Annotated in this window: 12 protein-coding genes; 1 reads left to right on the forward strand and 11 read right to left on the reverse strand. The window is 47.3% G+C overall.

What is annotated here, in order from left to right; all coding sequences use genetic code 11:
- Nucleotides 1–5 precede the first annotated feature (5 nt).
- The 3 genes from VOA_RS19755 to VOA_RS12725 all read right to left on the reverse strand — a co-directional run bounded on the left by VOA_RS19755 (nucleotide 6) and on the right by VOA_RS12725 (nucleotide 2,490).
- Nucleotides 6–545, reverse strand: coding sequence for a TRAP transporter small permease subunit (locus VOA_RS19755; RefSeq protein ID WP_001257142.1), 540 nt, complete (start codon nucleotides 543–545; stop codon nucleotides 6–8).
- Between the two features lie 100 nt (nucleotides 546–645).
- Nucleotides 646–1,740, reverse strand: coding sequence for a TRAP transporter substrate-binding protein (locus VOA_RS12730; protein WP_005524588.1), 1,095 nt, complete (start codon nucleotides 1,738–1,740; stop codon nucleotides 646–648).
- A gap of 351 nt (nucleotides 1,741–2,091) precedes the next feature.
- A complete protein-coding gene (locus VOA_RS12725) occupies nucleotides 2,092–2,490 on the reverse strand; it encodes a hypothetical protein (protein ID WP_001234196.1) in 399 nt (132 codons plus the stop codon).
- Nucleotides 2,491–2,662: 172 nt separating this feature from the next.
- Here VOA_RS12725 and VOA_RS12720 point away from each other — a divergent pair, with 172 nt between their 5' ends.
- Nucleotides 2,663–3,337, forward strand: coding sequence for a DUF2982 domain-containing protein (locus VOA_RS12720; RefSeq protein ID WP_000212750.1), 675 nt, complete (start codon nucleotides 2,663–2,665; stop codon nucleotides 3,335–3,337).
- Between the two features lie 8 nt (nucleotides 3,338–3,345).
- Here VOA_RS12720 and VOA_RS12715 read toward each other — a convergent pair whose 3' ends face one another.
- The 8 genes from VOA_RS12715 to VOA_RS12685 all read right to left on the reverse strand — a co-directional run bounded on the left by VOA_RS12715 (nucleotide 3,346) and on the right by VOA_RS12685 (nucleotide 12,201).
- On the reverse strand, nucleotides 3,346–4,002 hold the full coding sequence (locus VOA_RS12715) for an MBL fold metallo-hydrolase (RefSeq protein WP_000058371.1): 657 nt from the start codon (nucleotides 4,000–4,002) through the stop codon (nucleotides 3,346–3,348).
- A gap of 63 nt (nucleotides 4,003–4,065) precedes the next feature.
- Entirely contained in the window at nucleotides 4,066–4,614 is a 549-nt protein-coding gene (locus VOA_RS0117460; RefSeq protein WP_032468164.1) for a DUF882 domain-containing protein, read from the reverse strand.
- 144 nt (nucleotides 4,615–4,758) lie between these two features.
- Nucleotides 4,759–6,327 carry a L,D-transpeptidase family protein gene (locus VOA_RS12710; protein WP_000842394.1) on the reverse strand — a complete coding sequence of 523 codons (1,569 nt, stop codon included), beginning with the start codon at nucleotides 6,325–6,327 and terminating at the stop codon, nucleotides 4,759–4,761.
- Between the two features lie 166 nt (nucleotides 6,328–6,493).
- Nucleotides 6,494–7,570, reverse strand: a complete 1,077-nt coding sequence (locus VOA_RS12705) for a DUF1513 domain-containing protein (RefSeq protein WP_032468205.1) — start codon at nucleotides 7,568–7,570, stop codon at nucleotides 6,494–6,496.
- Nucleotides 7,560–8,567: an imelysin family protein gene (locus tag VOA_RS12700; protein ID WP_000753307.1), complete on the reverse strand. Its 1,008-nt coding sequence runs from the start codon at nucleotides 8,565–8,567 to the stop codon at nucleotides 7,560–7,562. The genes VOA_RS12705 and VOA_RS12700 overlap by 11 nt, the downstream gene beginning before the upstream one ends.
- Before the next feature lie 9 nt (nucleotides 8,568–8,576).
- A complete protein-coding gene (locus VOA_RS12695; protein WP_000842474.1) occupies nucleotides 8,577–9,962 on the reverse strand; it encodes a di-heme oxidoreductase family protein in 1,386 nt (461 codons plus the stop codon).
- 146 nt (nucleotides 9,963–10,108) lie between these two features.
- On the reverse strand, nucleotides 10,109–11,371 hold the full coding sequence (locus tag VOA_RS12690) for an imelysin family protein (RefSeq protein WP_000865451.1): 1,263 nt from the start codon (nucleotides 11,369–11,371) through the stop codon (nucleotides 10,109–10,111).
- A gap of 179 nt (nucleotides 11,372–11,550) precedes the next feature.
- Nucleotides 11,551–12,201 (reverse strand): GTP cyclohydrolase II, encoded by a 651-nt coding sequence (locus VOA_RS12685; protein ID WP_001178147.1) that lies wholly within the window; start codon nucleotides 12,199–12,201, stop codon nucleotides 11,551–11,553.
- Between the last annotated feature and the right edge of the window lie 75 nt (nucleotides 12,202–12,276).

Here is a 12,276-nt window from a genome sequence, read left to right on the forward strand (position 1 = left end):
TTCCCTTACTTCGTTTGGTTGAGGTCTGCATGGATCAGACGGGGGTTAAACACTTTATTGAGCGAATGAATTACCAGACCGACACCACTTACAGCCATAAACGTAAAGGCGACGGGAATCATGGCTTTGATAATCCAGCGGTAAGGTAGGCCACCCGGATCACCGGAGGTTTCGCCAAGCTCATAGCTTTCCTTGGCAAAATCGATCCCGTAATAGACCACCAACAGACAAAATGGCAGGAGGAAAAACAGCGTGCCAAGCACATCAATGACGGCTTGCGCTTTCATGGATAAACGTTCATAGAACAAGTCGACTCGTACATGGCCGCCCGCTTTAATCGCATATGGAATACCGAGCAAAAAAACGGTGGCAAACAGATGCCACTCTAATTCTTGAAATGCGATAGAAACATCATTGAAGGCGTAGCGCATCACAACGTCATACACCACGTTCGCCACCAACAAGATAAACAAAACGCTGGAGATCCACCCCAGCAGATCACTGAGGCGGTTAAATATCCGCTCAACATAAATCAGACTTCTCATTCTCAACTCCCTGTCGAATCAAATTGCTCCGTATCACTAATGTGCACGGAGCTTTATTGTTATGTACTTTTCTTGGACTTCCTAGACGTAGTTCAACATATCATTGCGATTCACTGTTGAGATAAGCGCGTAATGAGATGTCTGTCCAACTGCGTGTTTGATTTAGATAGTTGGCTTGTGATTCTTGGATTTCTTTAGCAAGAGGATCTTCCGCAGCATGTTTTGCTAACAGACGGTCATTCGCTTCACGTAATGCTTTGATAACAGGTGCTGGGAAAGTTTTGACTTTGACATCTGGATACTCTTGAGTGATAGAAGCCCAGTTTTTGCCACTTTCATGCACAGACTGTACATACATGTCATAAGCCGCGGTGCGCATTGCGACACGCAAGATTTCACGCAGATCTTCTGGCAATTTCTCCCATGTACGCTTGTTGACTAAGAATTGCAGCTCCGTTGCTGGCTCATGCCAACCTGTGTAGTAATAAGGGGCAATTTTGTGGAAACCCATACGTAAATCGAGCGATGGGCCTACCCACTCCAACGCATCAATCGTGCGGCGCTCTAATGAGGTATACAGCTCTCCCGGAGCAATATTGGTTGGCTTAGCACCAAGCTCGGCTAGCACTTCTCCCGCAAAACCAGGAATACGCATTTTCAGACCTTGAAGATCTTCAACAGTGTTGATCTCTTTTTGAAACCAGCCACCCATCTGCACATCGGTATTACCACCTGGGAAAGAAAGCATGTTGTGTGGCGAGTAAACTTTATCCATCAACTCCATACCACCACCGTGATAAAACCACGCGTATTGCTCCGCTGTAGTCATACCGAAGGGCATAGAAGTAAAGTACAGCGTGTTCGGCACTTTGCCTTTCCAATAATAGGAAGCTGAATGTCCCATATCGTATTGGCCTGATTTCACCATATCAAACACACCCAGCGGCGCTTTATGCTTGTTGGCAGAATCGATACGGATCTGCAAACGGCCATTGGACATTTTCTCTGCCATTGCCGCCATGTTCTTTGTGGTGTCACCAAAAATCGGGAAGTTCGGCCCCCAAGTTTCAGCCAGCGTTAAGCGATAAACTTTTTCTTCAGCAAACGCGGAAGTCGCCAGCAGCGAAACACCTGCTGCAATGACCAGCACGCTCCGTTTAATGACTCGTGATACAGATTGATGGATAAGACTCATTGTTTGACGTCCTTGGTTATCAATACCTGCGCACCCTGCGACAGGCTCGTCAACAATGTGGTTGATTTTCACTGCAGAAAAAATCGGCGAGACCACGCAGCCTAGTAACAACTGTCAATCACCACTTAGCCATTCGTTGTAAGTAAAAATACGTAGGACAAAATCATTTTGTGAATAGAATCAGTAAGATAAACTCTATTTTTAAATTAAATAGACTAATTATTACGTACTAATTTCTGCGGGATAGGATTTTAAAGAAAAGAGTAAAAACTGTGACAAAGGTATGGTCAAACAGCTTGAGGTTTGGATAAAAGGAAACAAAGCTCCGAGAGGCGGAGCTTTGTGGCTGGCTTACACCGCCAGAGTGTAAGTCACTTTATTACCGGCTTGGTTTTTCTCGACCAGCTTTTCATCAAGCAGCTTCTTCAGCGCGCCTGCAGCCCATGCTGAGGCTTTCGCTTCGTCTTGACCTGCGATCAAACCGATCGCTTTTGGGTTAATGCCTTCAACGGCATCACGCACGATTTCAAGAACTTGTTGTTGTTTCGGAGTCAGTTGGCTAATCACAGTGGGTGCTGCCGCTTGCTCTACTTTGTGTGCCGAAGGGGCCTTTGAGTGCACGGGCTGCGCTTTCTGTTGCACAGACGTACTCGGTTTCACCGTTGCTTTTACCGTAGCAAGGTTTGCAACTATCGCTTTAATGCGCTTTTGCAGTTTAGCCTGCACTTTACGCTTATGAGCTAGTCTCATCGGGTCGGTCTCCATTTCATTGCCCTAAGGCAACCATAAAATTTTGAAGCGCGCTTTATAACAAATTACGCCCGCCGTTTGTAGGGATGAGGTCAAGTTCTCCGCGACAATTGATCTTCTAGCCGATCGCATGGCTATAATTTGTGCGGAGTGTTTCGAAAACGGGGAACGCATGGCCACTTTGCAACTTTACAATCATCAGTTCCATTTCACTCCGAGAATCATCAAGGGGTTAGTTTTACTCGCCACTGCACTCATCATTTTAGTGCTCTGGATTGCGCAATCTGCCATGCAAGCCTTAATTGGCATACTGGCACTTTTCACATGGGGAGGGCTTGCCTATTGGTTGATTCTAAAAGGGCAAGTCGCTTACACACTGACCGCAACCCATTTTCAGCAGCATTTTTATCAGGGCGGATGGGTTGTAAAATGGAATAACATCAGCCAAATCGGCGTATGCAGCTATGAGCGCGAAGGGTGGCATCAGCCATTGCCGTGGGTGGGGATTCGTCTGAAAGATTATTCGCCTTACCTTAGCAGTATTTGCCCCCGCCTCTCAACCCAACTACTACTTAGCCAACGTGCCCTACTCTACCTTGGTGCTCAGCAACAAGCCAAGCAGGGTCAATTTGAAGATTTGGTTTTGGACTCAACCCCTTACGTGGATGCAAAAGGCAACCAATACAGTGGGTTACAAGCCATGCTTGCCAATCGAATGCAGTATCAACGGAAATTCTTTGGGTATGATGTGTTTATTGCAGAGCAGGATTTAGATCGAAGCGCGGAAGAATTTGTCGGATTGGCTCGGCGCTATCTTGCCGCCGCCGAGCCAGAGCATAATCCGTAGAAAGGGATTTAATAAAGAGGCATTTCGTCCGCTACGTACGGGTTATTGGCACGTTCACGGCCAAATGTGGATTGAGGCCCATGACCGGGAATAAAAGTTACATCATTACCCAATGGCCACAGCTTATTCTTAATCGAAGCGATGAGAGTATTGAAATCCCCTTGTGGAAAATCGGTACGACCAATGCTGCCGTTGAACAACACATCACCCACAAAAGCGAGTCGTGCTGATTCACTAAACAGTACAATGTGTCCCGGTGTATGACCCGGAGTATGCAGAACTTGCAGGGTTTGCTTACCAAACGTGACCACGTCACCATCATTCAGCCATTGATCCGGTTCAAAAGCCTCAGTCAGCGGAAAACCAAACATTTTGCTTTGCCCTTCCAAGCCTTGCAGCCAGAAGTTATCTGCTTTGTGTGGACCAACAATGCGAGTACCACCAAGAGCTTCAGCCAGTGGCTCAGTGCCACCAACATGATCCAGATGACCATGAGTCAGTACCAGTTGGGTCACTTTCACACCGAGCTCAGCGATCAACATCGCCAATTGTTTCACATCACCGCCCGGATCCACCACGACCCCTTCCATGGTTTCATCGCACCACACGATCGAACAGTTCTGAGAAAAAGCCGTAACTGGCACCACCTGATATTGTAAAGACATAAACCTATCCTGTCTGATTCTTAACTGGCGGGCACTATGTCACTAACGCCAGCCTTTGACAAGTTAGGCTCCAACCCACTGACGAACAGGCCCCGTATCGATATGGATAAATTGACTTTTCGGATAGTAACCTACGCCACCCACCTGCAAACTAATCGCGGCTTCACGGATTTTCTTGAGTGACACGCCATCCAAACGAAAATCGATAGCCTGCCCCGACATGTGGTAGCTCTTCTTCGCCACTCCTTTCGATTTTTTACGTAACTGTTTGTTAGTTGCTGGAGAGCGGTAACCCGAAACAATGTGCACTTCCGCTTGAGTACCCAATAGCTGTTGAATCTGGCATAACTGATCAAACAGCACTTTGTCCATGGCATGAACTTCGTCACGACGAAAATCACGACACAAGTAATTCAAACGCTTCAATTCTGAGCGAACATAGTTTTTACCATTGAAATAACGCGTTTCAATGCTTTCGCCTGTGTGCAAATTACTCAACGCCAATTCCCTTGGTTTAGCGGCATAACTCGCGAGTGCAATGCTGGGGGTGCATGCGGCTAAAATTATTCCGCCTGCGGTCAGTTTTAGAAAATCTCGTCGTGTTGTTTGCACTTTATTACCTACCGAACTTAGCTTTATCGATACGGAAAGTACCGAACTCTGGGTCCGATATCAAATGCATAAAACGTGCTAGCTATCACTAATTCAAGTCGATACTTAGCTTATTCCTTGAGCAATAAAGGAAATTTTCTGCTGTCAAATTTTAGTCAAATTTGGATACGTGTCACCATCACTCAATGCCGAGGTGTCGTAACGGTAAATATCGTCACGATACTGCAATTTCCCGCCTTCATACCAAACGGTTTGATAGATGATGTGCACAGGGATCCGCTTCTTCAGCGCGATGGTTTTGGTTTTCTCTGGAAGCTCATTGAGCACAATGCCTTGCTGTTCTAACAAAGTCTGTGCGAATTTCTGTGCATTCTCTACACGAATACACCCAGAACTAAAGGCACGTGCAGCATTATTAAACAAATGTTTACTTGGCGTATCGTGCAGATAAATCGCACGTGAATTAGGGGTATTGAATTTGTACATGCCGAGCGCATTCTGCACTCCAGCCTGCTGACGCATCCGATATGGGAAAGTTTCAGGGTCAACACTGGCCCAATCAATGAGCTGCGGATCCACCACTTCGGGATCATTCCAACCACGAATGATCTCCATTTGATGCTTCGCTAAGTATTCATGGTCACGTTTCACCATCGGCAGGATATCTTCCACCATGATTTTACGTGGCACATTCCAAGTCGGGTTTATGATGAGCGAATCCAGTTTGGTATTCATAACAGGAGTGGGGCGTGTAACACGCCCTACCACCACTTTGGCTTCAAACACTTCCTGTCCCGCATCCCAATATTTCATCGCAAAACCCGGTACATTCACCACAATCGCGGTATCTTGCGGTGCTGGCCACAAACGCAAGCGTTCAGCATTAAGCGCCAACAATGAGACTCTCTCAGCCATGGATTTGTTCAGCCATTTCATGGTTTCCGGCCCTACAACGCCATCCGGTTTTAAACCATGCATACTCTGGAACTGCTTGATCGGATTCACTAGAGCCTGATCATAAAACGTAATATCGTCACGAACCTCGGTGATATCGATATTCACTAAAGATAAACGATGCACTAACGCATCACGATGCGTTAAGGGATCACCCAGACGCTTTAATCCAGTCTGCTCATAAAGAGGAATATCCTGAGATTCGGTTGCCAATAAAGATTGATAGGTGTGAAGCAATTGCTGATAGTCAGGATCTCTCGGTGTGTATTCATCAATCAACTGATCTAGCGTTTGATTACCGATAGCCATATGCAAGGCAAGCTGTGCTTCTTCACTCGGCGCAGCAAGCGGTTTATTGAGCTGCCCTTCAAAGAACCATGAAATGCCAATTTGCGGAGCAAGTTCTGCATAGCTGAGATACTGTAATAAGGTATCCGTTGCCAATAGGTCATATTCATGCCACTTGTCTTGCTGACGGTATGTTTTTAACTCTAAAAGTTGTTGTTTAAAGAATGGGCTAAAGCCCGCACGATGAATAACTTCTAATTGAGTTTCAAAATGCTTTGCCGTTGTTAAATCACTCCACAACAGTTGGTCATTGTTATTTTGATAAATCTCTTCAACCAATGCAGGATTGACCATTTGTTCATAGACGGGAGCGTTGGATTCAAGCCAACCCAACTCGACAAAGCGTTGAGCTGCTGAACATGGAATAACAAACAATAACAACGCGATAGCAACAACAACTCTGCTTTTCATCAAAACGCCCTTTTGGCCAAAGATGCATCAAGTATGGCAAAGGTCAGTCGCAAATTTAAGCTGTTGATAGATATATTTTCACCGATGTCTCGTTTTATCGTCAGTCGTTCTACATTTTCTCATTCCTTGGTTATAAATCGCGCTCTTGATACGCAAGCATGCTCATTCATCCAATCGCTGACCAATGGTTATCCCACATCACTTGACTCATGTAGGCTTGAGAGTGCTCTGGTGCCGATTGCAAAATGATTTTCCCAGACCCCGAACTCACCTGAAAGGCACCATGGCGAACCACGACGCCGGAAGCATCTGCTAGTGCAGCAAGCTCCACCAGTTCGCCTGTGGCTTTAGACCAAATTCCATAGCAATTTCCCAAAGGTGAAGTCGCAAGAATCAACTCCTCCGTCGCAGCAATACTCGCAATGTAGTGATTAAAACGCGCCCACTGCTCAGGCTCGGCTTGCAATGGAATGAGTGGCCCTGAACCTTTGTGCATGGCGACTAGCGGTGGGTAGTCATCCGGCTGGCCGCGATACTGCTGACCACACAAGACGGTTTGCGCACCATCATGTGCCAGATGACGAATGCTCAAATGGCGATCGGCAAGTGTGATTTGCTCCAATACCTCACCTTGTGCAGAGAGGTAGGTCAAACTCGGCTGCATGGTGTCCAGATTCAGTGGTTCACGGCCAAAGGTATGCACACCACCGACTCCTACCACCAAACGACCATCTGCCATCAAGATCACTTCGTGAGGGCCAACACCAAAGCCGCTGAATTCAGCAATTTTCTGATAGCGTTCAGCAACCTCATACACGCCGATCACGCCACGGCTGTTTTTTTGCTCCCCCTCCGTAGCATACAAAAAGCGGCCATCTGCTGAAAACACACCATGCCCGTAGTAGTAACGCTGTGCATCGGCAGGACGCAGCACAATTTGCTGCGCCGTTTGGTAATCAAACACCGACATAAACTGCCCCGGTCGCCGCGCAAACGCCACAGCCTGTGGCAAATGAGGGTGAATGGCAATCCCATGCCCTCTGGCTGGCAGAGACAATTGGCCTATTTTTTGTCCCGCGCTATCTGCCATTACCACACTGAAACGCTCGCGCCCCTCAATCGCGCAGCCAATTAAGGCACACACGGATGATGGTGTGGAGCTACAAGCATTGACCAGCCAAGGCGTACAACCACCAAACAGTGCCGCTTTCAGCAAATTGCGGCGAGTTGCATCAGTCACCATCAGTTGCATTAAACCCAATCACCACGCCAAGCCCCACCGCCACTTCATCGTGCAGCAAATAGTTCAGTTGTTCGAACTTATCACGCAGCACTAACACCTCTCGATACCCAGCTTTGGTTTGCAACATGTTAAACAGGCTGGCTTGTTGCGGCCATGTTTCGATAATCCCCGCTAGTTGAGCTAAGACGCGATCTGCCGTCGTGACCATACCTTGCTCGCGCAACATGGCATCCAGCCCTTGTCCATCGGCATGATACAACGCCTGAATCGCTAGCAAGTTATAGCGCATATTACTGAGCGAGGTTTTAGAACGCCATGATTCGGAAAAATACGGCCGTGGCTGGCCAATGCTCGCCAGTGGTCGATTAAGTTTAGACAGGGCAAACTCAAGTTGATTAGAAAGCAGAGCGATGTACTCGGCTCGCCACGCTTGTTCATCCAGCGTTTGCCACGGGTTATCTTGCCAAGCCTGAGCAATGTTTTGCGCATTGCGCTGCACATGGTGGCTAATCGCCATCGCGGTAGGGCATACCTGTTGTGGCTCAGTCAATAGAACGGATTTGCTATCAAAGATCAGCCATTCCAATGCACCAAGGCCTTGCACCGCAACACTCTGTTTCGCGATGTCATCCGCCGTCCATGTTTGAGGCTGAGCCACTAACTGCTTCATCTTATGCCCAGTCGTGTCTTTTTTGTCTGGCCAAAACTGCATGTTCCAACTTAGATCCAGCGCCACACTCGGGCCACGCTGCTGGCCTTGCAAACGCATCCACGCCTGCATACTAGCTTGCCACAGCTGTTTAAGTGATGTGATGTCTCCATTCGGCGCTTGGCAATATTGAGTCACACTCTGCTGCAACTGTTCGGTCTGATCAGCGAGAGTTTGCGCATATTCACGTTCTAACTCAAACACCGCTTGGCTGGAATGGTCAGGATTTGAGGCACTCTGACACGCGGTCAGTAGCGACAGAGCCAAAAGAGTCAGCGTTTTTTTCATCCTCATCTCCTACAGCGAATTCAAAAAGGCCATCAGCGCTTCACGCTGTGCTTTATCCAATTGCAGTACCTTGTCGCGACTCGCTTGCGCTTCACCACCGTGCCACAGTACTGCTTCCATCACGTTGCGCGCTCGACCATCATGCAAGAAATAGGTGTGCCCATTCACCTCTTGGGTATAACCGATCCCCCACAAAGGTGCGGTACGCCACTCACGTGCGGATGCTAACGCTTCCGGGCGACCATCACTCAAGCCTTCGCCCATATCGTGTAACAGCAGATCCGTGTAAGGCTGGATACGCTGATTTGAGAGTGCCGGACGGTCGGCATTTTCTTGCGTTACTACGTCTGTTTTATGGCAAGACTGGCAGCCCGCTTGGACAAACAGTTTTTCACCCAATTGCACCTGAGGATCTTGTACGTTGCGACGCACGGGAACCGCTAAGTGCTGAGCATAAAACTCGACGAAATCCAAAATGTTGTCGCTGACCTCTGGTGAACCACCACTCGGTAGCTCGCGGCACAGCGTTTGTTTTTCCGTGCAGTTTTCTTGTGGAAACAGGTGGCTGGTTAACCCCAGATCGCCATTAAAGGCGGCCGCATTTTGCTGCATGATGTTAGGCTGCCCTGCTTTCCAACCAAAGCGGCCAATCGCAGTTTCACCGGTTCGTACATCACGTACTTGGTTGACTCGTCCAGAAATACCATCACCATCGCGATCTTCGGGATCGGCCCATTCCAGTAAGGTTTGGTCTGCAATCCCTTCCAAAAGTCCAAGTCCAATCATTGGTGGTGCGACCCGCGCCGACATTTGTACATCCGGATGCATGTCGCCATAAGCAAGATCCAAGATTTTCAAATTCGGTTTACGTAAGGCGACAGGCGTACCGTCAGCGAAAGTGACCACCACTTCATCATAAGTGATGTGAATGCGCCCTTCGGGCTTTTGATCTGGCAGCGCAAAATCTTGTAGCTGACCACCATAAGTGGGTTCCGGCACAACGCCATTGAGGGCATAAGTCGCTTTCTGTTGCTCAGTCACTGCCGGAATACTCAAGCGCACTAACATGGACACCGCATGGGTATCATTAGCTTCCGGTGGATGACCGCGCCCATCTTTGATGTGGCAGTTTTGACAACCATTGGTGTTAAACAAAGGCCCTAAACCATCACGAGCATCCGTTGAAGCGGGTGCCGGTACCCAAGGGTTACGGAAAAAACTGTTCCCCACACTAAAATCAAGGCGTTTGGTGATCGGTAAATTGCTCGCAGGCATAGAAAAGGCGTTCGCCCCTTCCTTGGTGGTACTGGTATCACCACCCGATTTAATCTCCGCAGCCAAGGCAGAACTGCCCAATACGGCGCCAAACAGCAGCAGAGAGAAAGAGGACTTCATGACATGGTTCCTGTGAAAACGTTCTTGGAAAAACAACCCAATCCGTTTTTATTGATTAATACATCTAGGATTGGGTTTTATTGCAAAATCGAACGATCCCTTTCCTGCTCTGATTTGCAGAGGGAAAGGATAACTAGAGTGACAGATTAAAACTCGTGATCCGCCGTGTCTGGGTTTAGGTTATCAATGCCAATAATGCCTGCAGCACGCTCAATAGAGCCTGTTTGAACCACAAGTGCCATGATGGCTTGATTGATGATTGCATGGCCTGCGGTGTTATCGGCTGCGATGAGCTGATCAAAATGTTGATTATTCTTTTCTGCTGATGTGACTAACTCACCGACTTGGGTTCTGGCAGTTTCAAACTGTTGCAGGATTTCTTTTGCCGCACTGGCATCTTTTTCTGCGACTAACTCATACAGACTTGGGCCTTTCAGCTCAGATCCATCCGCACGAGTGTAGGTGCCAGTGAAAATATTATAGATGCCTTGCTCGTTGTAGTAGTGCGAGTTATGGGTGTTGTCCGAGAAACAGTCGTGCTCATCTTCGGTTGAATTCGCTTCAAGCGCAACTTTCATACGCTCACCCGCTAGCTCACCCAGAGAAAGAGAACCCATACCAAACAGCATCTTACGCAAGCCATTCTCACTGGATTCGGTCAACAGTTGCTGACGGTAGTTACCTTTCTCCCCGTTTGCCCACTGTTTTTCCATCCATTCAAGGTCAGTCACCAACAGTTGAGCGGCTGCTTTGAGGTATTGCGCTCGGCGATCACAATTGCCGTTGGTACACTCTTTACCTTGCAGATAATCGGTATAAGAACGCGCACCCGCTCCCGCCTTAGTGCCATTCAAATCTTGCCCCCACAGCAAGAATTCAATCGCATGGTAGCCTGACGCCACATTCGCCTCAGAACCACCGATTTCATTAAGGCTCGCCAGTAGTTCAGGGGTAATTTCTTTTACATCGACCTTATTAGCACCAATCGTCAATGATGTGTTGGCAATAATGTTGGCATTGGCGCCTTCATTGCCGAGTTCATGCTGATAGCTGCCTGATACATAATCGATCAAACCTTCATCCAATGGCCAAGCATTCAATTGACCTTCCCAGTCATCGACGATCGTGTTACCAAAACGGAAAACTTCAGATTGTTGATAAGGAACCCGAGCAGCCAACCACGCTTGTTTTACCTCTTCTAGGCCTTTCGCTGTTGGCGTTTGCAAAAAACGATCAATCGATTTTTGCAGCTGCTGAGCGGTAAGACGAGAATCCGCATAAACGGCATGTGCAATGTTGGCGTAATGTTCAACCACTTGAGCTTGAGTCGGTGCTGCTGCAAAGCTGGCTGAAGCAGTCAGCGTCAGCGAAGCTAAGATGGCAGAAGTGAGAATAGATTTAACTTTCATGTGTCATCCTTGTATGGCTTAATGTGTATTGCAAATTATTATCATTTGTCATTTCGTTGCAGATAATACAAATTTACATTTTTTTTTCAAGCACACATACAAAAAACCCCACAAGCGTGGGGTTTAATAACATTCTGAATTTTTCACCAGATGGCTAAAAGTCTTTATAAAACGGAAACTTACAGCTTAAATTGATGTTTGCCGTGGGAGACTTTGGCTTTCAAGTAACTTTCATTACCCGCTTTGATGTGAGCTGAGGTATGTACAACCTCAACAATTTCAATACCGTGTTCTTTCAACTCACGGATTTTTTTAGGGTTATTGGTCACAAGGCGGATCTTATGCACTCCCAATGCCTTCAACATCTGTGCTGCTTCGGTAAAATCACGCAAATCATCACCAAAACCAAGATGATTATTGGCTTCATAGGTGTTCATACCCTGACTTTGTAGACGATAAGCATCAATCTTGTTGTATAAACCAATGCCACGCCCTTCTTGACGCAAATACAGGATGATGCCGCCTGACTCGCCCATTCTGGTAATGGTTTCTTCTAGCTGTTCCCCACAATCACAACGAGAAGAATGGAAAACATCGCCCGTTAAACACTCGGAGTGCATACGCACTAAAGGTGCTTCTTGGGTGGTATCCGCTGCTTTGAAAATAACCGCAACATGCTCTTTATCAGATTGCAGTCCATGAAATGACAGGATTTCTGCGTCAATATTACTTTTGGCTCCGACTTTGAAATCGACTCTGGCTCTTACTTCCGCCATATTTGCACTCACTTGAATCTTGGTAACGGGATGCACGTTTCTCAACATTTGCATAAGTTGTCTCTAATAGTGTCCTAACTATGAGGGCTGATACCCCTTTTTTCAAAGAAAAGATCACTCGGACGCTTA

The organism is Vibrio sp. RC586 (assembly GCF_000176715.1).
Lineage (GTDB): Bacteria > Pseudomonadota > Gammaproteobacteria > Enterobacterales > Vibrionaceae > Vibrio.

Coding starts and splice junctions, on each gene's coding strand:
- VOA_RS19755 (WP_001257142.1), bottom strand. CDS start 545: ATGAGAAGTCTGATTTATGTTGAGCGGATATTTAACCGCCTCAGTGAT.
- VOA_RS12730 (WP_005524588.1), bottom strand. CDS start 1,740: ATGAGTCTTATCCATCAATCTGTATCACGAGTCATTAAACGGAGCGTG.
- VOA_RS12725 (WP_001234196.1), bottom strand. CDS start 2,490: ATGAGACTAGCTCATAAGCGTAAAGTGCAGGCTAAACTGCAAAAGCGC.
- VOA_RS12720 (WP_000212750.1), top strand. CDS start 2,663: ATGGCCACTTTGCAACTTTACAATCATCAGTTCCATTTCACTCCGAGA.
- VOA_RS12715 (WP_000058371.1), bottom strand. CDS start 4,002: ATGTCTTTACAATATCAGGTGGTGCCAGTTACGGCTTTTTCTCAGAAC.
- VOA_RS12710 (WP_000842394.1), bottom strand. CDS start 6,327: ATGAAAAGCAGAGTTGTTGTTGCTATCGCGTTGTTATTGTTTGTTATT.
- VOA_RS12705 (WP_032468205.1), bottom strand. CDS start 7,570: ATGGTGACTGATGCAACTCGCCGCAATTTGCTGAAAGCGGCACTGTTT.
- VOA_RS12700 (WP_000753307.1), bottom strand. CDS start 8,567: ATGAAAAAAACGCTGACTCTTTTGGCTCTGTCGCTACTGACCGCGTGT.
- VOA_RS12695 (WP_000842474.1), bottom strand. CDS start 9,962: ATGAAGTCCTCTTTCTCTCTGCTGCTGTTTGGCGCCGTATTGGGCAGT.
- VOA_RS12690 (WP_000865451.1), bottom strand. CDS start 11,371: ATGAAAGTTAAATCTATTCTCACTTCTGCCATCTTAGCTTCGCTGACG.
- VOA_RS12685 (WP_001178147.1), bottom strand. CDS start 12,201: ATGCAAATGTTGAGAAACGTGCATCCCGTTACCAAGATTCAAGTGAGT.